The 23,013-nt window shown below is 76.7% G+C and carries 11 protein-coding genes; 9 read left to right on the top strand and 2 right to left on the bottom strand.

The window, feature by feature from the left end; all coding sequences use genetic code 11:
- Nucleotides 1–4: 4 nt before the first annotated feature.
- From dapC to CMN_RS10555, 7 genes are all read left to right on the top strand, one after another.
- On the top strand, nt 5–1,117 hold the full coding sequence (gene dapC / locus CMN_RS10590) for a succinyldiaminopimelate transaminase (RefSeq protein WP_015490805.1): 1,113 nt from the start codon (nt 5–7) through the stop codon (nt 1,115–1,117).
- A 161-nt stretch (nt 1,118–1,278) separates the two neighbouring features.
- A complete protein-coding gene (locus tag CMN_RS10585; RefSeq protein WP_015490804.1) occupies nt 1,279–2,604 on the top strand; it encodes a citrate synthase in 1,326 nt (441 codons plus the stop codon).
- A 157-nt stretch (nt 2,605–2,761) separates the two neighbouring features.
- Complete coding sequence (locus CMN_RS14980) at nt 2,762–10,339, top strand: Ig-like domain-containing protein (protein WP_231853746.1); 7,578 nt, start codon at nt 2,762–2,764, stop codon at nt 10,337–10,339.
- 59 nt (nt 10,340–10,398) lie between these two features.
- Entirely contained in the window at nt 10,399–11,445 is a 1,047-nt protein-coding gene (locus tag CMN_RS10570) for an AAA family ATPase (protein WP_015490802.1), read from the top strand.
- Nucleotides 11,442–12,935, top strand: coding sequence for a DUF58 domain-containing protein (locus tag CMN_RS10565; protein WP_015490801.1), 1,494 nt, complete (start codon nt 11,442–11,444; stop codon nt 12,933–12,935). The genes CMN_RS10570 and CMN_RS10565 overlap by 4 nt, the downstream gene beginning before the upstream one ends.
- Entirely contained in the window at nt 12,932–15,424 is a 2,493-nt protein-coding gene (locus tag CMN_RS10560; RefSeq protein ID WP_015490800.1) for a transglutaminaseTgpA domain-containing protein, read from the top strand. The genes CMN_RS10565 and CMN_RS10560 overlap by 4 nt, the downstream gene beginning before the upstream one ends.
- A gap of 90 nt (nt 15,425–15,514) precedes the next feature.
- On the top strand, nt 15,515–18,889 hold the full coding sequence (locus tag CMN_RS10555) for an FtsK/SpoIIIE domain-containing protein (RefSeq protein WP_015490799.1): 3,375 nt from the start codon (nt 15,515–15,517) through the stop codon (nt 18,887–18,889).
- On the opposite strand, the gene CMN_RS10550 is transcribed toward CMN_RS10555, so the two are convergent.
- Together CMN_RS10550 and gabT are read right to left on the bottom strand one after the other, a co-directional pair.
- Nucleotides 18,879–19,889 carry an asparaginase gene (locus CMN_RS10550; RefSeq protein WP_015490798.1) on the bottom strand — a complete coding sequence of 337 codons (1,011 nt, stop codon included), beginning with the start codon at nt 19,887–19,889 and terminating at the stop codon, nt 18,879–18,881. The two genes, CMN_RS10555 and CMN_RS10550, sit on opposite strands and share 11 nt — an antisense overlap.
- Entirely contained in the window at nt 19,889–21,304 is a 1,416-nt protein-coding gene (gabT, locus tag CMN_RS10545) for a 4-aminobutyrate--2-oxoglutarate transaminase (protein WP_015490797.1), read from the bottom strand. The genes CMN_RS10550 and gabT overlap by 1 nt, the downstream gene beginning before the upstream one ends.
- A gap of 71 nt (nt 21,305–21,375) precedes the next feature.
- On the opposite strand from gabT, the gene CMN_RS10540 reads away from it, so the two are divergent.
- Together CMN_RS10540 and CMN_RS10535 are read left to right on the top strand one after the other, a co-directional pair.
- Nucleotides 21,376–21,861: an OsmC family protein gene (locus CMN_RS10540; RefSeq protein WP_015490796.1), complete on the top strand. Its 486-nt coding sequence runs from the start codon at nt 21,376–21,378 to the stop codon at nt 21,859–21,861.
- A gap of 144 nt (nt 21,862–22,005) precedes the next feature.
- Nucleotides 22,006–23,013: an FKBP-type peptidyl-prolyl cis-trans isomerase gene (locus CMN_RS10535; RefSeq protein WP_227077677.1), complete on the top strand. Its 1,008-nt coding sequence runs from the start codon at nt 22,006–22,008 to the stop codon at nt 23,011–23,013.

Genomic DNA, 23,013 nt, shown 5'->3' with positions numbered 1-23,013 from the left:
GCGGGTGGCCCTCGGCGAGCTCCCCGACTACCCCTGGGACCAGATGGCGCCCTACGCCGAGCGGGCCCGGCGGCACGCCGACGAGATCGTCGACCTCAGCATCGGGTCGCCCGTGGATCCGACCCCGCCGCTCATCCGCGACGCGCTCGCCTGGGCGACCGACGCGCACGCGTACCCGACCACGGTCGGCACGCCGGAGCTCCGGCAGGCCATGGTCGACTGGCACGCGCGGCGCCGGAACGCGACCCTCGGCACCGACCAGGTGCTGCCGACCATCGGCTCCAAGGAGATGGTGGCCTGGCTGCCGTTCATGCTGGGCCTCGGCGAGGGCGACGCGGTCGTGCACCCGCGCGTGTCCTACCCGACCTACGCGATCGGCGCGGCCCTCGCGGGCGCCGAGTCCGTGCCCGCGGACGACCCGGCCGACTGGCCCGCGCACACCCGCCTCGTCTGGCTGAACTCGCCGGGCAACCCGGACGGCCGCGTGCTCGGGGTCGACGAGCTGCGCGCCGCCGTCTCCCGCGCCCGCGAGCTCGGCGCCGTGATCGCGAGCGACGAGTGCTACGCCGAGCTCGGCTGGGAGGGCGAGTGGGCCTCGGGCCCGACGCCGTCGATCCTCGACGCGCGCGTCGTCGGCGACGACCACGCGGGCGTGCTCGCGCTCTACTCGCTGAGCAAGCAGTCGAACCTCGCGGGCTACCGGGCCGCGCTCGTCGCGGGCGACCGGGACCTCATCGCCCGGCTGATCCGCGTCCGCAAGCACGCGGGCCTCCTCCCGCCCGCGCCGCTCCAGCACGCCATGACCGTGGCGCTCGGCGACGACGAGCACGTGCGCGCCCAGCGCGAGCTGTACCGCGCCCGGCGCGACGTGCTGCGCCCCGCGCTCGAGGACGCCGGCTGGCGCATCGACCGCAGTGAGGCCGGCCTCTACCTCTGGGCGACCCGCGGGCAGGACGCCTGGGAGGGGATCGCCCAGCTCGCCGACCTCGGGATCCTCGCGGGTCCCGGCCCGTTCTACGGCGACGCCTCGCCCGCGCACGTGCGCCTGTCGCTCACGGCGACGGACGAGCGGATCCAGGCGGCGGCGGCCCGGCTCCGCGACTCCTCCACCGCGTAGCACGACCTCCAACGGATCCGGCCGGATGCTGGCGGAGGCGACAGTGTCCCGGTCGGCCCTTTAGGCTGTAGTCGGCTCGGATCCCGACGCCGCGACGGCGCCACGAGCGTCCTGCGGCGCGCATCCCCCCGGGCCATCCACCCCAGACTCGAGGAGGCGCCGTGACCGATGGCGGGCAGCAGGCGGACGACCGGCCGAAGGCGGACGAGAAGCCCACGGCGACCCTGACGTACCCCGGCGGCCGGGTGGAGTTCCCCATCCTCCCCGCGGTCGAGGGCGCGTCCAGCATCGACATCTCGGCGCTCACGAAGAAGACGGGCCTCACGACGCTCGACAACGGCTTCGTCAACACCGCGTCGACCCGCTCGGCCATCACCTACATCGACGGCGAGCAGGGGATCCTGCGCTACCGCGGCTACCCGATCGAGCAGCTCGCTCGCCAGTCGAGCTACCTCGAGGTGGCCTGGCTCCTCATCCACGGCGAGCTGCCCACGAGCGACGAGCTCGCGGGGTTCGAGGACGACATCCGCCGCCACACGCTCCTGCACGAGGACTTCAAGGGCCTCTTCCGCGCGCTGCCGACCAACGCGCACCCCATGTCGGTGCTGTCGAGCGCGGTCTCCGCCCTCTCCACCTACTACGAGGACTCGCTCAGCGTCCACGACCCCGAGCAGGTCGAGATCTCGACGCTGCGCCTGCTGGCGAAGCTGCCGGTCATCGCGGCGTACGCCCACAAGAAGAGCCTCGGCCAGGCATTCCTCTACCCGGACAACTCGCTGTCCTTCGTCGACAACTTCCTCCGCCTGAACTTCGGCAACAACGCGGAACGCTACGAGGTCGATCCCGTCGTCAGCCGCGCGCTCGAGCGCCTGCTGATCCTGCACGAGGACCACGAGCAGAACGCGTCGACGTCGACCGTGCGGCTCGTCGGATCCACCGAGGCGAACATGTTCTCCTCCGTCTCGGCCGGCATCGGCGCGCTCTTCGGCCCGCTGCACGGCGGCGCGAACGAGGCGGTGCTCGCCATGCTCGGCCGCATCCGCGACTCCGGCGAGAGCGTCGACCGCTACGTGGAGCGCGTGAAGAACAAGGAGGACGGCGTCCGCCTCATGGGCTTCGGGCACCGCGTCTACAAGAACTTCGACCCGCGCGCCCGGCTCGTGAAGGAGAGCGCCGACGAGGTGCTCGCGGCCCTCGGGATCCAGGACCCGCTGCTCGACATCGCCAAGGAGCTCGAGCAGGTCGCGCTCGCGGACGACTACTTCATCGAGCGGAAGCTCTACCCGAACGTGGACTTCTACACGGGCGTCATCTATAAGGCGATGGGCTTCCCCACGCGCATGTTCACGGCGCTGTTCACCATCGGGCGCCTGCCCGGCTGGATCGCGCACTGGCGCGAGATGAACGAGGACCGGGCCACGAAGATCGGCCGTCCGCAGCAGCTCTACGTCGGCCAGCCCGCGCGCGACCTGCCGCCGCGCGACTAGCCCGGCGTTCCGCGCCGCCGCTCCCGAAGAGGGGGCGCCAGGAGGCCGCCGACCCGTGTACCCGCGCGGATCGGCGACCTAGACTCGTCTCACAGCGAGAGATCCATCCGCCGCCCGCAACAGCCCCTGCCGTCGGTCCCGACCCGAAGAGGGGGCCATGGCCAGACGCCTGCCGTCGTCCCCGCCGGTGCTGCCGGGGTTCACGTACGTGACGGTCCTCGGTTCCGGGGGCTTCGCCGACGTGTTCCTCTACGAGCAGGACATGCCGCGCCGCCAGGTCGCCGTGAAGGTGATGCTGGCCGAGATCGTCACCGACCGCCTGCGGGCGATGTTCCGCGCCGAGGCCGACCTCATGGCGCAGCTCAGCGCCCACCCGTCCGTGCTGACGGTGCACCAGGCGTCCGTCGCCGCCGACGGCCGCCCGTACCTCGTGATGGAGCTGTGCTCGTCGAGCCTCAGCGACCGCTACCGCCGCGAGCCGCTGGGCGTCGCCGAGGTGCTGCGCGTAGGGATCCGCATCGCGAGCGCCGTGGAGACCGCCCACCGCGCGGGCGTGCTGCACCGCGACATCAAGCCCGCGAACATCCTCACGACCGCGTTCGGGCACCCCGTGCTCAGCGACTTCGGCATCGCCTCGACGCTCGAGGACGCCGCCGCGACCGACGCCGTGGGCCTCTCCATCCCGTGGTCGGCGCCCGAGGTGCTCGCCGACGAGAGCCCCGGCACCGTGCGGAGCGAGGTGTGGTCTATCGCCGCGACCGTGTACTCGCTGCTCGCTGGCCGCAGCCCGTTCGAGGTGCCCGGCGGGCAGAACGCGCCGGCGGACCTCGTGGCCCGGATCCAGAGGGCCCGGCCCCTGCCCACCGGGCGCGCCGACGTGCCCGAGCGGCTCGAGCTGGTGCTGCGCCGCGCGATGTCCCGTCAGCCGTCGGCCCGGCCCGAGTCGGCGCTCGCCTTCGTGCGCGAGCTGCAGGCGGTGGAGGCGGAGCTGCGGCTCGCGCAGACGCCGCTCGAGGTCGCGAGCGAGGAGTGGGCGTCGGCCGTGGCGGCAGCCGTCGACGAGGACGACGACCCGACGCGCGTGCGCGGCATCGCGCAGGTGGATCCGGGGACGACCGGGCCGGGCGGGCGGAACGGGCGGGGCGGCGCGGTCGGCCTGCGGCGTGCCCGGCGGAGGGCGGCGCCGGCGGCCGCGCGCCCGGCGGCCCGGGCCGCGCGTCCCGGCGCGCCGCCGTCCGCGTCCGAGCCGGCGCGCGCGGGACCCTCCTCCCCGTCCCTCGGCCGGTCCGGCATCCGGTCCCGCCGGCCTCTCCACCCCGGCGCGGCCCGCCGTGCCCGGCCGGCGCGCGTTCCTCGCCCGGCACCGCGTCGCGATCGCGGCGGCGGCGGCCGGCGCGGTCGTCGCGAGCATGACCGTGGGCGTGCTGCTCGGCGGGTCGGGCGGCACCGCGGCGCGCGACATCCCGGTGGTGGGCGAGATCCGGGCGTCCGCGACCGCCGACGGCGTCCTGTTCTCCTGGGGCGATCCCGGGCTCGGCCCCGACGACGCATACCAGGTGGTCCGCGACGGCGGGCTGCCGAGCACGCAACGCGACACGACGTTCCGGGTGACGGCCGGGTCGTCGGACGCCGCGGGCGCGGGCGAGCGGGCGTGCATCCGCGTCACCGTCACGCGCGACGGCATCGCCGGGGACGCGTCGACCGAGAAGTGCGCGGAGATCCCGCGATGATCCGCGCGTGGATCCGCCGCCACCGCCAGGCCGCGACGACCGTCACCGGCGGGGCCGTCGTGCTCGCGCTCCTCACGGGCTTCGCGCTCGTCTCCGACGGCTACCAGGCGCAGCGCGTCGACCTCGACGACGGATCCGTGTGGGTCGTCAACTCCGCGCAACAGGCCATCGGCCGCGCCAACACGGCCGTGCTCGAGCTCGACAGCGTGGTCGACTCCCGCAGCGAGGACATCGACGTGCTGCAGGCCGGATCCACCGTGCTGCTCGCCGACCGCGGCAGCTCGCGCCTCGACATGGTCGACGACGCGACGAGCGAGGTGGTCGACACCGCGCCGCTGCCCGCGGGCGCCGAGGTCATGCTCGCGGGATCCCGCGCCGCGATCCTCGTGCCGGCGACCGGCCAGCTGTGGCTCGTGCCCGTCGCGGGCCTCTCCGCGTTCGACGCCGCGAGCGCGCCCACGCTGATCCTCGGGGCCGACGCCGTCGCGTCGATGGGCGACGACGGCACGCTCCTCGTGTACTCGGCCGTGACGGGCACGCTGTCGCGCATCCAGGCCGACACGGACGACACCGTGCGGGCGACCGTGGACGTCGGCCCCGTCGGCGCGCCCCTGGCGGAGCCGGCCGACGCGCCCGCCGACCCCGCTGCCGCCCTCGCCGGCGAGACCGTGCAGGCGGGGGATCCCGGACGCCCCGCCGGGCAGCGCCTCGCGCTCACCTCCGTCGACGGCCACTGGGCGCTCTACGACGCCGACGCGCGCGCCCTCCTCGTCGACGGCCGGACGGTCGACCTCGCCGGATCCGTGGCCGCCGACGCGCGCGTCGCCCTTCAGCGCGCGTCGTCGGGCGGCAGCGGCGTGCTCGTCGCGCACTCGGGCGGGCTCGTCGAGGTGCCCGTCGCGGGAGGGGATCCGGTCGTCGTGAGCGGCGACGCGCGCGGCGAGCCCGCGCGTCCCGTCCGCGTCGCCGGCTGCGAGTACGCGGGCTGGACCGGCGGATCCGGCTGGCAGCGCTGCCTCGCCCCGGCGGCCATGGCGGGCGAGGGCGGGCAGGACGCCCGGCGCACGGCGGCGGGCGCGACGAGCGGCATCGGATCCATGCCGCAGCAGGCCGCCCTGCGCTTCGTGGTCGACGGCGCGCGCGTCGTGCTCAACGACACGCGCGGCGGCACCGCCTGGGCCGTGCAGCGCGACGCGGGCCTCATCGACAACTGGTCGGACCTCATCGACCGCGACCGCTCCGACACCGTCGTCGAGCAGAACACCGCGGACACCCCGCCCGAGACCGACCGCGTGCAGCAGCCGCCCGTCGCGGTCGACGACGACCTCGGCGCGCGCCCCGGCCGCACCACCGCGCTGCCCGTGCTCCTCAACGACCACGACCCGAACGGCGACGTGCTCGTGATCGACTCCGTCACGCCCGTGGACGCGGAGGTCGGCGCGGTCGACATCGTGGACGAGGGCCAGGGCCTGCAGCTCGCGCTCGCCGCGGGCGCGACCGGCACGGTGAGGTTCTCCTACGTCGTGAGCGACGGGCGCGGCGGCACCGCCACGGCGGACGTGCGCGTCGCGGTGCGCTCGGCCGGGGAGAACGGGCCGCCCGTGCAGGCGCGGCCCGCGACCGGCACCGTCGCGGAGGGCGACCGGCTGCGGACCGACGTGCTGGGCGGCTGGTACGACCCCGACGGGGATCCCGTGTACCTCACGCGCGCGAGCGTCCCCGCGCCCGACGCCGTCAGCTGGAAGCCCGAGGGGCGCGTCGTCTACACGGACGCCGGGGCCGGCGGGGACACGCGCACGGTCGCGCTGCAGGTGTCCGACGGGCGCGAGGAGGGATCGGGCGAGCTGGTGGTCACGGTGCGCCGCGCGGGGGACGTGCCGCTCGTGGCCGAGGGGTTCGTCGTGCAGGCGTCGCTCGGGCGCGAGATCACCGTCGAGCCGCTCACGCACGCGCGCGGCGGGAGCGGCGCGATCCGGCTGGCGGCCGTGTCTGCGCGGGCCGGCCTGCAGATCACGCCGGACCTCGAGGCGGGCACCTTCCGCCTCGAGGGCGGGCAGGCGGGCACGCATCTCGTCGAGTACACGGTGACCGACGGGCGGACCACCGCCACGGGCGTGGTGCGCGTCGAGGTGCGCGGCGCCCCCGCCGCCGACGGCCGACCCGTGACCGTGCCGCACACCGTGTTCGTGCGCGCCCTCCAGGCCCAGGACGTGGACGTGCTCCAGGCCGACTTCGACCCGGCCGGCGGCGTGCTCGTGATCACCGACGCCGTCTCGCCCGACGAGGCGGTGGGCGTGCACGCCGAGGTGGTGGGGCAGAGGCTCGTGCGGATCAGCCTGACGCGGCCGCTCGACGGGCCCGTCGACGTCGCGTACCGCGTGAGCAACGGCGTGGCGGAGGCGACCGGCGTGATCACCGTGATCGAGGTGCCCGAGCCCGCCGTGCGCCAGCCGCCCGTCGCGACCGACGACCGCGTGGCCGTGCGCGTGGGCGACGCCGTCGACATCCCCGTGCTCGCCAACGACGAGCAGCCCGACGGCGACCGGCTGCGCCTCGACCCCGTGCTCGTGGACCCGCTGCCCGATGGCGCGGGCCTCCTCTTCGCGAGCGAGGACCGCCTCCGCTACCTCGCGCCCGACCGCACGGGCGACTACACCGCCGTCTACCGCGCGGTCGCGCCCGACGGCCAGTGGGCGACCGCGACCCTCACCGTCTCCGTGCGCGAGGCCGACGTGGCGACCAACGCCGCGCCCGTGCCGCGCCCTCTGACGGCGCGCGTGCTCGCGGGGGAGACCGTGCGGATCCCCGTGCCGCTCACCGGCATCGACCCCGACGGCGACTCGGTGCGGCTCCTCGGGCAGGACACCGGACCCGAGAAGGGCCAGGTCGTCGAGGTCGGGCCGGACTGGATCGACTACCAGGCGGGCGACTACTCCACCGGCACCGACGCGTTCGCGTACGCCGTGGTCGACGGGCTGGGCGCGCGGGCGACCGGCACGATCCGCGTGGGCATCAGCACGCGCGTCGAGGGCGCCAGGAACCCGGTCGCCACCGCAGACACCGTGACCGTGCGGCCCGGCCGCGTGCTCCGCGTGCAGGTGCTCGCGAACGACACGGATCCCGACGGCGGCGCCCTCTCGCTCGTGTCCGTGCAGCCGCAGGCCGAGGGCCTCGTCGCGGGGCTCGACGGCGACACCGTGCGCGTCGTCGCGCCCGAGCAGGCCGGCCGCTACGGCTTCGTCTACGGCGTGCGCAACGCGCGCGGCGGCAGCGACGAGGCGTTCCTCACGGTGATCGTGGATCCCGCCGCCCCGCCCACGCGCCCGGTCGCGCGCGACACGGTGCTCCAGCTCTCCGACGTGCTCGACCGGTCGAGCGTCGACGTGGACGTGATGCGCAACGTCTTCTCCGCGGAGGGCGACGCGTCGTCGCTCGTGCTCGGCGTCGGCGCGGGCTACGAGGACGTGGCGCGCGTGACGCCCGACGGCCGCATCCGCGTCGAGGTGGGCGACGAGCGCCGCATCGTCCCGTTCACGGTGGCGCAGCCAGACGACCCGTCGATCTCCGCGACGGCCTTCGTCTGGGTGCCCGGCTTCGCGGACACGCTGCCGCAGCTGCGCGCGGGCCAGCCGCGGCCGACCGTGGCGAGCGGCGAGCGGCTCGTGGTCGAGCTCGACGAGCAGGTGGTGGCCGCGGGCGGGCGCGCGGTGCGGATCGCCGACCCGAACGCGCTCTCCGCGACGCACGCCGACGGCCCCGTGGAGCTCGTGGACGAGGACACCATCGCGTACCGCAGCGAGCCGGGGTACTTCGGGCCGGCGGCGATCTCCTTCACGGTGACCGACGGATCCGGCGACGGCGGGCGCACCGCCGCGCTCGTGCTCCCGATCACGGTCACGCCCACCGAGAACCAGCCGCCCGTCTTCACGGGCGCCGTCATCGACCTCGAGCCCGGGCAGTCCAAGGACGTCGACCTCGGGCGCCTCACCACCTACCCGTACCAGGACGACCGCGGGCAGCTCGCGTTCGCGCTGGAGGGGGCCGTCGCGGCCGGCTTCCGCGCGTCCGTCGACGGCGGCACGCTGCGCATCTCCGCGGACGAGGGCGTCGCGACGGGCCAGGCCGCGTCGTTCCCCGTGAGCGTCCGCGACGCGACGCAGACCGGCCGCGCGGGCCGCGTCGACCTCCGCGTCGTGCCGTCCACGCGCCCGCTCGCGCAGCCCGCGACCGACGAGGGCACCGTGACGCGCGGATCCGCCACCTCCGTCGACGTGCTCGCCAACGACCAGGCGGGCAACCCCTTCCCGGGCACGCCGCTGACGGTCACCTCCATCCGCGGCGCCGACGGCGCGAGCCTCCCCGCGGGCGTCACCGTCACGCCATCGGCCGACCGCGCCACGCTCGCCGTGAGCGCCGCCGCCGACGCCGCGCCCGGCGACGTGCGCGTGCAGTACGAGGTGCGCGACGCCACGGGCGACGCGGGCCGGGCCGCGTTCGGCACCGTCGTGATCCACGTGCAGGACCGCCCGGGACCCGTCACCGCCCTCCGCGCCTCCGGCTTCGCCGACCGGTCCGTCACGGTGGCGTTCGAGCCGGGCGTCTTTAACGGGTCCGCGATCACGGGATACCAGGTGCGCGTGCTCCGCGGCGGCACGGCGACCGCGACCGTCACCTGCCCGTCGACGACCTGCACCGTGCCGACGCCCGGCAACGGACCCGGGAGCTCCGTGGAGGTGGAGGTCTCCGCCGTGAACGGCGTGGGCGTGTCGGATCCCGTGTCGATCTCGGGCCTCTGGTCGGACGTGCTCCCGGCCGCCCCCGCGGGCCTCGCCGTCGAGCCGCTCGTCGACGGGCTGCGCCTCTCGTGGCAGCCGTCCGTCGTGCCGTCGTCGTCGAGCCCCGTCACGCAGTACGTCGTGGGCGTGGGCGGCATCACGCGGCAGGTCGCGGCCGACGCCACGAGCCTGGAGGTGCGGGATCCGTCGCTCGTCGCCGAGGTGCCCGTCGCCGTGTCGGTGGCCGCGCGCAACAGCGCGCAGGTGCAGGACGCGTCCGCGTGGCTCGCCGCCACCGCGATCGGCACGCCCCGCGGCGCGCCGACCGCGACCGGCGCGCCCACCGCGGTGGCCGACCCGGCCGACGAGACGCGCGTCACCGTGTCGTGGCCGGCGTTCCAGGGCCAGGGCGTCGACGGGATCCGCTACCTCGTCGCCGCGTACGCCCCGGGTTCCGCGCCCAGCTGCTCCGTGCCCACCGAGGGCGTCGCGCCGTGGTCCGCGCAGCACGGCCCCGCGGTCGACGTGGGCAGCGCGACCAGCCACGTGTTCACGGGCCTCGCCACGGACCAGCCCGTCGCGTTCGCGGTGCTCGCCGCCAACAGTCAGGGCTGCACGGTCGTCGAGGCCGGCCAGCTCACGCCGCGCACGGCGCCGTCGACGCCCGTCGTCACGGTCGACCTGCCGCGCGCGGACCGGGGGAGCGACGGCGTGTTCCGCGCGGTCCTCGCGGGCGCCCGCTACCGGCCGGGCAGCGCGTCCGCCTCCGCCCAGCTGCTGTACCGCGTCGACGGGCAGGGCGACGGCGTGCCCGTGGGCGTCGGCCAGGCGCTCACCCTGCCGCGCACGGGCGTCGGCGCGACGATCCAGGTGCGCGTCGTCGAGGACTCCGGCGACGGGCGCCCGCGCTCGAGCGGCTGGTCGGATCCCGTCTCCGCCGGCACCGCGGTCGACGCGCGCGCCGGCGACGTGCGGGCGGCGACCGACGAAGCGGGCGCCACGACCTTCTCCTGGACCTCGATGCCGCCGGCGGTGGCCGGCTTCGGGCGCATCGGCGACGGCGGCGGCTACGCGCGCAGCGAGCGGCGCTGCGGCGGCCAGGGCGCGTGGACCGACGCGTCCTCGGGCGCGGCCGGATCCTGCACGGTCCCGGCGGGCGGCGAGCGGATCCTCGAGGTGCGCGTCACCGCGAACTCGGGCACCCTGTACACGTACGCCCACCGCGGATGACGGCCGAACCCGCGGCCATCCCGCCGGACGACGCGGCCGCACCCGAGAGGCACACCCCCATGACGATGACCGCCGACGAGGCCCGCGCCTTCCAGGACGAGTTCGCGCGGCTCGTGCGCAACGTGGAGCAGGTGCTGCTCGGGAAGTCGCACGTGGTGCGGCTCGCCTTCACGGCCATGGTCACGGGCGGCCACCTCCTGCTCGAGGACGTGCCCGGCATAGGCAAGACCTCGCTCGCGCGCGCCATGGCGCAGACGGTCGACGGCACGCACAGCCGCGTGCAGTTCACGCCCGACGTGCTGCCCGGCGACATCACGGGCGTCAGCGTCTACGACCAGCGCACGAGCGACTTCGAGTTCCACCGCGGGCCGGTGTTCGCGAGCATCGTGCTGGCCGACGAGATCAACCGCGCCAGCCCGAAGACCCAGTCGGCGCTCCTCGAGGTGATGGAGGAGGGCCGCGTCACGGTCGACGGCACGCCGTACGACGTGGGGCACCCGTTCATGGTCATCGCCACCCAGAACCCCATCGAGCAGGCGGGCACCTACGCGCTGCCCGAGGCGCAGCTCGACCGGTTCCTGCTGCGCACCTCCATCGGGTACCCGGACCACGAGTCGATGCTGCGGATCCTGCAGGGCGCGTCCGTGAGCGCGCACGACGTGACGCTCGCGCCCGTCGCGACGGCCGCCTCCGTGCGGGACCTGCAGGAGCGCGCGGGGACCGTGCACGTGGATCCCGCGGTCGCCGACTACGTGGTGCGCCTCGTCGACGCGACCCGCACCGCGCCCGAGGTGCGGCTGGGCGCGAGCGTGCGCGGCGCCCTCGCGCTCGTGCGCGCGTCCCGCACGTGGGCCGCCGCCGACGGCCGGCACTACGTGGTGCCCGACGACGTGAAGGCGCTCGCCGAGCCCGTGCTCGCGCACCGCCTGCTGCTGGATCCCGAGGCCGAGTTCGACGGGGTCACGCCCACGAGCGTGCTGTCGCAGATCCTGATCGAGACCGCGCCGCCGCGCGACGGGCACGCGGGGGCGGCGCCGACCGCGGCCGGCGCGCGCGGGTCGGGTGCGCACGCCGCGGGCGCCGCGGGCGCGCGGCCGGGCGGATGAGCGCGGTCGGGACGCGCGGCGCGGCCGCCGGCCCGGATCCCGCCGCCGCGGACGCCGCCGCTCCCGATCCCGCCGCCGCTCTCGCTCCCGGGCCGACGGCCGAGGCCGTGCCGGCCCGGAACGCCCTCGCGCGCCTCGTCGCGGTCGTCACGCCGCTCGGCCGGGTGGTCGCGTTGGCCGCGGTCGTCGCGGGCGCCGTCGGGTACGCGCTCGGCTGGCGCGAGCTCGTCGCTGTCGCGTGGACCGCCGCCGCCCTCTGGGCCATCGCGCTGCTGCACCTCGTCGGATCCTCCGGGGTCGAGGTGTCCCTGCGCCTGCCGCGCGACCGCGTGGTGGCGGGGGAGCGCGCGCCCGCGACCGTCGCCGTGCGGAACCCGCTGCGCCGCCGGGCCGTGGGGCTCACGGTGGAGGTGCCGGTCGGATCCGGGCTCGCCGAGGTCCACGTGCCGTCCCTCGCGCACGGCCAGGCGCACGAGGACGTGTTCGTCGTGCCCACCTCGCGCCGCGGCGTGATCCCGCTCGGCCCCGCGCGCATCGTGCGCGGCGACCCGATCGGCCTGGTGCGCCGCGAGTCCGCCGAGGCCGCCGCCACCCGGCTGCTCGTCCACCCGCGCACGCTCGCGATGCCGAGCACGAGCACGGGCTTCGTCCGCGACCTCGAGGGCCGCGCCACGCGCGACCTCACCGACAGCGACGTGTCGTTCCAGTCGCTCCGCGAGTACGTGCCCGGCGACCTGGTTCGGCACATCCACTGGCGCTCGACCGCGAAGACCGGCGTGCACATGGTGCGGCGGTTCGAGGAGACGCGGCGGAGCCACATCATGGTCGCGCTGTCGCTGCACGCGGGGGACTACGGGTACGGCGCCGCTGCCGGGCCGGTCGCGGACGCGGTGGGCGCGGCGGGCGGCACCACGGTCGCGGCCGGATCCGCGGCGGGCGCGCTCGCCGGATCCACCGCCGACGTCGAGTTCGAGCTGGCCGTGAGCGTCGTCGGATCCCTGGGGGCGCGCGCCATCGTCGACGCGCGCACCCTGCAGGTCGTGGCGAGCGCCGACCGGTCGGCGCGGCGCGCGCGCCGTCTGCCCACCGTGTCCACGCTGCCCGGCCTCGCCCGCACCGTGGCGCGCCCGAGCCCGCCCGGATCCCGCTCCGCGCGCCTCCGCCGCCTCGCCACCGTCACGCGCGACCGCCTCCTCGACGACCTCGCCGAGATCGGCGCGTCCGAGCGCGCGGCGTCGCTCGTCGAGCTGGCGCGCGCCGCGGCCGACGAGGTCGCCGGCGTCTCCGTCGTGTTCCTCGTCTGCGGCACGGGGGCGGCGCCCGCCGCGATCCGCGCGGCCGCCGTCGGCTTCCCGCCCGGCGTGCAGGTGGTCGCGGTCGTCTGCGACCCCGAGGTCGAGCCCGGCCTCCGTCGCCTCGGCGACCTGTCGGTCCTCACGATCGGCTACCTCGAGGACCTGCGCGGCGCCCTGCAGCGGAGCGCGTCGTGAGCGCGCGAGCCTCCGTGGCCGGCCGCCGCCCGGACGCCGGACTCGACGCCGGCCGCCCCCGCGTCCCCGCCGGGTCCCGCGACCCCGGCCGCACCCTCGTCCCCGTCGTCGCGATCGCGCTCCTCACCGGCCTCGCCGCGGCGGCCTTCTGGCCCGTCTACCGCGACGCGTCGTTCGTGCGGATGGCGGCGATCACGCTGGTCGTCGGCGCGCTCGTCGCGGTCGCGGGCGCGCGGTACCGCTGGGGGAGCGCGGTCGTGGCGGGCGCGGTCGTCGTCGCCTTCCTCACGCTCGGCGTGCCGCTCGCCGTGCCCACCGGGGCGGTCGACGGCTGGCGGCCCACGCTCGCGGGCCTCGGCGAGCTCGTCGAGGGCGCGTCGCTCGGCGTCGTGCGCCTCGTGACCATCGCGCTGCCGGTCGGGGACTACCAGGCGCTGCTCGTGCCCGCGTTCGCGCTCGTGCTGCTGGGATCCGTGATCGGCGTCACGGTGGCGCTGCGCACCCGGCGGCCGGAGCTCGCGGTGATCCCCTCCCTCGTGATCCTCGTCGTCGCGGCCGCCCTCGGCCCCGACCGCAGCCAGGGCCCCGACGCGCCCGACGCCGCGGGGCTCCTCGTCCCGATCGCGCTCGCCTGGCTCGCGGCCGCGCTGCTGTGGATCGCGCGCTGCCGCTGGCGCCGCCGCCACCGCGCGGTCCGCCGCCTCGGTCGGCAGGCGGGGATCCCCGTGGAGTCGGCGTCCGACCGCCGCCGCTCGGGCACGCGCGCCGGCGCGTCCGCGGTCGTCGTGCTCGCGGTCGCGCTCGTCGCGGGCGTCGCCGCCACGGCCGCCGCCCCGCCCGGCGGGTCCCGCACGGGCCTCCGCTCCACGGTCGAGCAGCCGTTCGACCCGCGCGAGCAGGTCAGCCCGCTCTCGTCCTTCCGCACCTACTGGAAGGCGCCGGCGGTCGACGACACCCTGCTCACGGTCCTGGGCCTCCCGGCGGGCGGACGGGTGCGCCTCGCCGCGCTCGACACGTACGACGGCGTCGTCTACGGCACGGGCGGTGCGCGCGGCAGCGCCGACGCGTCGCGCACGGGCCAGGCCTCCGGCACCTTCGCGCGCGTGCCGTACCGGCTCGACCAGCAGGGCGTCCCGGGCGACCACGTCACCCTCGACGTCGTCGTGGACGCCTACCGGGGCGTGTGGCTGCCGGGCGCGGGCCGCCTCGAGCGCATCGCCTTCGCGGGTGACGACGGCGGCCGTCTCGCGGACTCCTTCTACTACGACGACGCGACCGCCACCGGAGCCGTCATCGGCGGCCTGGCCGCGGGCGACGCGTACGAGATCGAGGCCGTCGTCGCGTCCACGCCGCCGCTCGAGGCGCTCGCCGACGAGCGCCCGGGCGACGCGGTCGCCCCGCGGCCCACGGGCGTGCCCGACGAGGTCGCCGCGCGCGTGGAGGCGTCCGCCGCTGCCCCCGACGGCGGGACCGCGGGCGGCAGCGACGCGGGCGCCGGCACCTCCGCGTCGCCCGGCGCGCAGCTCGTCGCCGCGATCTCCGCCCTCCGTGCCGACGGGTACGTCAGCCACGGCGTCGGCGACGCGCCCTTCAGCCGGACGGGGCACTCGGCCGAGCGGATCGCGGACCTCCTCACGACGCGCCCCATGCTCGGCGACGCGGAGCAGTACGCGGTCGCGGCCGCCCTCCTCGCCGACGACATCGGCTTCCCCGTCCGCGTCGTCATGGGGTTCGCGCCCGGCGAGGCGGCCGTGCGGGAGGCGCTCGGCGGACCGGTGCGGATCCAGGGATCCGACGTCACCGCCTGGATCGAGGTCGACACGGCGTCGTCCGGCTGGGTCGCGGTGGATCCGAACCCGCCCGTCCGCGACGTCCCCGACGCCCTGCCCGACGAGCCCACGGAGGTCGCGCGCCCGCAGACCGTGCTGCCGCCGCCCGTCGAGGAGCAGGCTGAGCCCGAGGACCGCACGCCGCCGGACGCGAGCCGCGACGACCGGCCCGACGCGGATCCCGCGCTCCAGGCCGTGCTCGCCGCCGTCCGCGTCGCCGGCTGGTCGCTCCTCGGACTCGGGCTCGCGGCGTCGCCGTTCCTCGCCGTGGTGGGCGCCAAGGTCGCGCGCCGACGTCGGCGGCGCCGGGCGGCGGCGGCCCGCGACCGGGTCGGCGGCGCATGGGACGAGTTCCGCGACGGCGCGCTCGACCGCGGCCTCGTGCCGCCCGTCGCGGCCACGCGGCGTGAGGTGGCGCGGCTCGTGGGCGTGGGCGGCGCGCGCGGGCTCGCGGACGTGGCCGACGAGTCGGCGTTCGCGCCGGGCGACGTGCCCGGTCCGCTCGCCGACGCCGCCTGGCGCCGCGTCGACGAGCTGGCCGCGCGCATGGACGCGGGGCGGAGCCGCAGGCAGCGGATCCGGGCGATGGTGTCGCTCGCGTCCCTGCGGCGGGCGGGCGGGACCGGCGGGCGGGCGAGGCGGCGTCCTCCGCGGCCCTGACGGCTCCTCCCCTGGGGCCTTCCGCGTGCCGCGTCCACGAGTCGGGCCCGCCTCGCCGCGATGCGCCCACGCGCCTGGTGTCCTCGCCCGGTGGACATCTCCCCGCCCCCGTCGCCCGCGCCCGTTCCGCCGCCGCCGTTCCCCGTGCTCGGCGTGGCCGCGCCCCTCGTCGTCAGCGTCGCCGTGTGGGCCGTCACGCGCTCGCCGTACGCGCTGCTGTTCGCGGCGCTCGGCCCCGTGGTCGCCGTCGCGGGCGTCGCCGACCAGCGCATCTCCGGCCGCCGCTCGGCCCGTCGCGTCGCACGGGAGTCCCGCGCCGCGGTCGCGCGCCTGCACGACGAGGTGCGGGCGCGCGTCGCCGCCGCCCGCGTCGCCCTGCGGTCGCGGGCGCCGTCCGCGCGCGAGATCCTCGACGGCGGCGCCAACCCCGCGCTCCTCTGGCGGGCGGATCCGGGCGACGACGGCGCGCTCCCGATCGCCCTCGGCACGGGCGATGCGCCGAGCGGGATGGTCTGGCGGGGCGATCCGGACGCGCGCGTGCCCGCCGCCGACGACCGGGACGGATCCGGTGCGCTCCGACGCCTCCTGCTGCGGCGCACCGCGCCGCCTCGCGCCGGGGGCTCACCGGCGCGCGCCCGTTCCGCGACGGCGGCCCCGGGCGCCCTCGTCTTCGCGTACGACCCCGCGCGGTGGGCGGACCTCGTCCGCTGGATCCCCGATGCGCCCGTCCTCGTGTCCGCCGCCGGCGGCCTCGGGCTGCGTGGCGCCCCCGCCCTGGTCGCGCCCGTGCTCCGGGGCGTCGTCGTCCAGCTCGTGCACGCCCTCCCCCCGGACGACCTGCGCATCGCGTCGCGCCCGGCCGGGCCCGAGTGGGACTGGCTCGAGCGGCTCCCGCACGCGGCCGACGGGCTGCGCGAGGAGCGAGCCGGCGCGGACCGCCTCGCCGCCCCGGGCTCCGCGCCGAGCGAGCCGGGGTCCGCGGCGATCCGGCTCGTGCTCGGCGCGCGGGAGGTCGTGCTCGCCGCGGCGCCGCGGGTCGAGTCGCTCCCGGCCGCGTGCCGCACGGTGCTCGACGTCCGCAGCCCCGGCACGGTGCGGATCCTCGCGGCCGACCCCGTCCCCGACGCCCTCGCGTCCCCGCCCTCCGCGGACCCCGCGGTGGGCGGCCTCCCCGCCCAGGACGGGATCCCCGTCCCGCGCCTCACCCGCACCGGCCTCGTCCGTCCCGACCTCGTGTCGCTCACGGAGGTGGAGCGCCTCGCGGACGAGCTCGCCGACCTCGCGCGCCGGCGCGGGCTCGCGGCGGCGCGGGTGCCCCTCCCGTCGCGCGTGCCCTTCGCGGAGCTCCCGGTCCGCGGCGGCTCCGACCCCTCCCGCGGCGCGGCACCGGCCCGGCGTGCGGGCACGCTCGCGGCGGTCATCGGCGTCGGACACGCCGGTCCCGTGGCCGTCGACCTCGTCGCGGACGGCCCGCACGCGGTCGTCGCGGGCACCACCGGCAGCGGCAAGAGCGAGCTCCTCGTCACGTGGATGGCGGCGCTCGCCGCGGCGCATCCCCCGGAGGAGGTCACCGTGCTCCTCGTCGACTTCAAGGGCGGAGCGGCCTTCGACCCGCTGCTCGTCCTGCCGCACGCCGTGGGCCTCGTCACCGACCTCGACGGCCAGGGCGCGCGCCGCGCGCTGGAGAGCCTGCGCGCGGAGGTCCGGCATCGCGAGCGCGTGCTCCGCGACGCCGGCGCACGCGACGTCGACGACCCCGCTGCGGCGGGCGCCCTGCCGCGCCTCGTCATCGTCGTCGACGAGCTCGCCGCGCTCCTCGCCGACCAGGACGGCCTGCACGAGGTCGTCGCCGACATCGCCGCCCGGGGGCGCTCGCTCGGCATGCACCTCGTGCTCTGCACCCAGCGCCCCGCCGGCGTCGTGCGCGACGCGGTGCTCGCCAACTGCGACCTCCGCCTCTCGCTCCGCGTCAACAACGAGGCGGACAGCCGGGCGCTCCTCGGCACCGTCGAGGCGGCCCGCCTCGCCGACGCGCCCGCCGGCCGGTGCCTCGTCGGAGCGCACGGCGTCCCGGCGCGCCCGTTACAGGTGGCGGTCACGACGCTGGACGACCTCGCCCGCATCGCCGCGGCCCGCGCGACGGACGTTCCCGTGCGGCGCCCGTGGCTGGATCCGCTGCCCGCGTCCGTCCCGCTCGCGGACCTCGTCGCGGTGCCGCGTCTCCTGCGGCACGGCTCCGCGGTGCCCGACGGCGGCGCGCCCGCCGTCCCGTTCGCCCTGGTCGACCTCCCCGCGGAGCAGCGGCGGGCGACGGCCGCATGGTGCCCCGCGACCGACGGCCACCTGCTCGTCGTCGGCGGCCCGGGATCCGGCCGCAGCACGTGCCTGCGCACCATCCGGGCGTCGGCCGCGGCGGCCGGCGTCGAGGTGCTCCGCGTGCCCCCGGACGCGGAGGGGTGCTGGGACGCGGTCGCCGTCGTCGTCGCCCGCATCCGCGACCCGCACGGTCCGCGCGGGCCGCTCCTCGTGCTGGCCGACGACCTCGACGTCGCCGTCTCCCGCCTGGAGCCCGACCACCAGGCCGCCCTGCTCGAGGGGCTGGCCGCCGTCGTCCGGGAGGGGCCGCACGCCGCGGTGGCGCTCGCCATCTCGGGCCGTCGCGCCGGCGGGCCGCTCCAGGCGGTGGCGGCCGCCGCGGGACCGCCGGTGATCCTCGCGCTCCCGACCCGGCAGGAGCACGTGCTGGCCGGCGGCGAGAGCCGCCTGTTCGACGCCCACGCGGCGCCCGGTGCGGGGGAGTGGCGCGGCGAGCGGATCCAGGTGGCCCGGCCGCCCGAGGCCGAGACGGCCTCCGCCCCGCATGCGGAGGCCGCCCGCGCGCCGGGGCTCGCCGACCCCGCGCCCCGCGTGGTCCTCCCCGCCGACGCCGTCCACGCGCTCGTCACGCCGACGCCCGTCATCGCGGTCGCGCGCCTCCGGGAGATCGGCGTCGACGCCGTCGAGGCCGCCCGGATACCGCCGGGCTGGTCCTCGGATCAGCCGCTCCCCGGAGCGGCCGCGGTCGGCCTCGGGACGGGAGCCGCTGTCGTCCTCGGCGCGCACGAGGGCAGCGGCCGGGCGGCGCGCCCCCGGATCGTGGTCGGGGATCCCGACGCCTGGCTGATGCGCGGTCCGCTCCTCGCCGATCTCCGCCGTACCGGCGACGTCGTCCTGGAGGGCTGCACCACGCGTGACGTGCGCACGCTCCTCCGGGTCCGTGCGGCGCCGCCGCCGCTCGCCCCGGTCCCCGGGCGGGCCTGGCGGATCACCCCCGACGGCGAGGTCCGCCGCTGCTCGTGGCCCCCGGCGATGCCCGGGTCGCCCGTGCCACCCGCGCGGTCCGTCGAGTCGGCACCGGCGCCGGCCCCGCCACCGGCACCGGCAGTCGTCGCCGGCACCGCGCACCCCATCGGGATCAGCCGATGAGCGTCGGCGACACGCGGATCTCGCCCACCGGCACGCCGCCGCCGAGCACCACGAGGTCGAGCTGGGGACGCACGCGCTCCACGTCGTCCCGCGTGATCGCGCCCGCCTGGGCGAGCAGCTCGAGCGCCACGATGGTGGACGCCCGCAGGCTGCCGTCGAGCGTTTTCGAGGCCACGGTGGTGCCGTCGGGGGCGGTCATGATCATGATCCCCTCGGCCCCGCCCTTGGCGAACAGCCCGAGCCGCTCGATCACGACCGTGTTCGCGCGGCCGGGGCCGTCGATCGCCCAGCCCTGGGCGCGCACCGCCGCGGTCAGCGCGGCCGCGTGCCGGTACAGCGCGAACGGCGAGCCGGGCGCGGAGGTCGCGATGCGGTGGATCCCGCGCGCGAGCGCCGTCAGCGACATCGCGTGCACGGGCGCGCCGCACCCGTCGACGCCCGTGGTGGCGATGCGCTCGCCCGTGAAGCGCTCGACCACGTCGCGGATCCGCACCTGCAGGGGGTGGTCCGGGTGCAGGTAGTCGTCGGTCGACCAGCCGTTGGTCGCGCAGGCGAGCAGCATCGCGGCGTGCTTGCCGGAGCAGTTCATGTAGACGGGCGACGCGGGGATCCCGGCACGCACGAGCTCGTCGCGCGCGGTCCGGTCGAGCGGCCAGTCGGCGGGGCAGCGGAGCGCGGACTCGTCGAGCCCGGCCTTCGCGAGGATCCCGCGCACGACCTCCACGTGCCGCGCGGTCGCCGCGTGGCTGGCCGTGGCGAGCACGTGCTCCTCCTCGGTGAGCTCCGCGCCGCTCGCCAGCACGGCGAGGGCCTGGAACGGCTTCATGCTGGAGCGCGGGAACACGGGCGTCGCGACGTCGCCGACCTCGCGCACCACCTCGCCCTCGGGCGACAGCACGACGGCCGCGCCGATGTGGCGCGACTCCACGAAGCCGCTGCGGTCGAGCACCGCGAGCTCCACGGCGCCCTGCACGGGGATCGTCTCGACGGCTGCCACCATCAGAGAGCCCGGAACGCGTCGGCGATCACGCCGAGGGCATCGTCGAGCAGCTCCTCGGAGATCGCGAGGCTCGGCAGGAAGCGCAGCACGTTGCCGTACGTGCCCGCGGTGAGGATGATCACGCCGTGCGCGTGGCAGTACGCGGCGATCGCCGAGACCGCGTCCGCGTTCGGCTCCTTCGTGGTGGATCCGGTGCCGGGCTGCACGAGCTCGATCGCGACCATCGCGCCGATGCCGCGCACGTCGCCGATGATGTCGTGCTCCTCCTGCAGGTCCGCGAGCGCGTGGTGCAGGTGGTCGCCGATGCGCGTGGCCTCGTCGAGCAGCACGTGCGTCTCGATGGCCTCGAAGACGGCGACCGCGGCGGCCGCGGCCACGGGGTTGCCGCCGAACGTGCCGCCGAGCCCGCCGGGGAGCGCGGAGTCCATGATCTCGGCGCGGCCGGTCACGCCGGCGAGCGGCAGGCCGCCCGCGATGCCCTTGGCGGTGAGCACGAGGTCGGGCACGAGGCCGAGGTGCTCGCTCGCGAAGAAGCGGCCGGTGCGCGCGAGGCCCGACTGGATCTCGTCGGCGATGAAGACCACGCCGTTCGCCGTGCACCACTCCTGGAGCGCGGGCAGGAACCCGTCGGCCGGCACCATGAAGCCGCCCTCGCCCTGGATGGGCTCCGCGACGACGCACGCGAGGTCGGTCGCGCCGATGCGCTTCTCGAGGTACGAGATGGTGCGGGCCGCGGCCTCGGCGCCCGAGAGGCCGTCGTGATACGGGTACGAGCTCGGCGCGTGGTACACGTCGCCCGCGAACGGCCCGAAGCCCGTGCCGTAGGGCGAGGCCTTGTAGTTCATCGCCATCGTGAGGTTGGTGCGGCCGTGGTAGCCGTGGTCGAGCACCGCGACCGCGCGGCGGCCCGTGTGCTTGCGCGCGATCTTCACGCCGTTCTCCACGGCCTCCGCGCCCGAGTTCACGAGCACCGTGCGCTTCTCGTGCGTGCCGGGCGTGTGCTCCGCGAGCAGCTCCGCCACGCGCACGTACTCCTCGTACGGCGTCACGGTGAAGAGCGTGTGGATCACGTCGCCGAGCTGCGCGGTCGCGGCGTCCACGACCTCCTGGCGCGTGTGGCCGACGGTGGTCACGCCGATGCCGGCGCCCAGGTCGATGAAGCGGTTGCCGTCCACGTCCTCGACGATCGCCCCGTGCGCGCGGGAGATGTAGACGGGCAGGAGGGAGGAGACGCCGGGCGGCACCACGCGCTTCCGGCGCTCGTGCAGCTCGCGCGACAGCGGGCCGGGGATCTCCGTCACGATGCGTCGCTCCTGCGGCACCTGGGGGCGCGCGTGGCGGGCGGGCGCGGCGGGGGAGTCGGAGGCGGAGCCGGCAGGGGTGCCGACGCGGGCGGAGTCCAGGGTGTCTGTCATGATCCGGCGAGTTTACCCGCGCGGGCAGCGGGATCCGGGAGGGCCGCGACGCCGTTCGCTAGCGTGATCCCATGCAGATCGAGCACCGGTACGCCCTGTCCCTCGAGTGGACGGGCGACCGCGGATCCGGCACGTCCGACCACCGCTCCTACGGCCGCGACCACGTCGTGCGCGCGGCCGGGAAGCCCGACCTCCTGGGATCCGCCGACCGCCCCTTCCGCGGCGACGTCGACCGCTGGAATCCCGAGGAGACCCTCATCTCGGCGCTCGCGCAGTGCCACCTGCTCAGCTACCTGAACGCGGCCGCCATGGCGGGCGTCGTGATCGTGGGCTACAGCGACGAGCCCACCGGCACCATGCGGCAGACGGACGGCGGGGGCGGGCACTTCGTCGAGGTCACCCTGCGGCCCGTCGTCACCGTGCGGGATCCCGCGCACGTCGAGCTCGCGACGTCGCTGCACCAGGGCGCCTCCGAGCGGTGCTTCATCGCGTCCAGCGTGAACTTCCCCGTGCACCACGAGCCGCGCACGGTGCTCGAGGCCGACGCGGGCGCCTGACCCGCCGCCCCTCCCCGCGTCCGGCTGCCCGATCCCGGTCATCGTCCGCCACCCCTGTCAGGCGGTCCCCGGCCGGGTCGGGCAGACTGTGCGAGTCCCTCCCACAGACCTGGTGCGTCCGGCGCGCCGATGAAAGCGACTCACGTGAAGCGACGCATCCCCCTCACCCTGGCCGCGGCCGCCGTCCTGGCGCTGTCCGCCTGCTCCGGCAGCGGCACGCCGAACGCGGATCCGTCCGCGAGCCCGACGGCCGGCGCACGCACCGCGGGGGCGTCCTGCATCGACACCCCGTCGGGCGACGCCTCGAAGTCGGTCAAGGTCTCCGGCGACTTCGGGAAGGCCCCCGAGGTCACGGTGGACGCGCCGCTCACGGTCGACACGACCGAGCGCACGGTCGTCACGCAGGGCGACGGCGCGGAGATCGCCGCGGGCGCCACCGCGAACATCGCGCTGGCCGCCTACAACGGGAAGACCGGCGAGGCCATCGCGCAGCTCGCCTACAACGCGGACTCCCCGCTCCCGGCCACGCTGGACGACAGCGCGCTCGTCCCCGGCGTCGTCCGCGCGGTCGAGTGCACCACGGTCGGATCGCGCATCGTCGCGGTGGTCCCCGCAGCAGACGGCTTCGCCGCCGAGCAGGCGACGACGCTCGGCCTCGGCGCCGACGACCCCATCGTCATCGTGGTCGACGTGCTCAGCCAGGTCCCCACGCGCGCCGACGGCGCGGACCAGCCTGCACCGGAGGGCTTCCCGACGGTCACCCTCGCGGACAACGGGGCGCCCACCATCACCATCCCGGACGCGGCCCCGCCGACGGAGACGAAGATCGCGAACCTCAAGGTCGGCGACGGCGCCGAGGTCACCGACGGCGCCAACGTCACGGTGCAGTACACGGGCATCAACTGGAACACCAAGAAGGTCTTCGACTCGAGCTGGGACAAGGGCGGCAAGCCGGTCTCGTTCCAGACGAGCGGCGTCATCCCCGGCTTCACGAAGGCGCTCGTCGGCCAGAAGGTCGGCTCGCAGGTCATTGCGATCATCCCGCCGGCCGACGGCTACGGCGACAAGGGCCAGGGCGACGACATCGGCGGCACCGACACCATCGTGTTCGTCGTCGACATCCTCGGCACCCAGTCCGCCCCGGCCCAGTAG

Source organism: Clavibacter nebraskensis NCPPB 2581, from assembly GCF_000355695.1.
In the GTDB taxonomy this organism is placed as follows: domain Bacteria; phylum Actinomycetota; class Actinomycetes; order Actinomycetales; family Microbacteriaceae; genus Clavibacter; species Clavibacter nebraskensis.
This window is presented reverse-complemented; position numbering and strand designations above follow the sequence as displayed.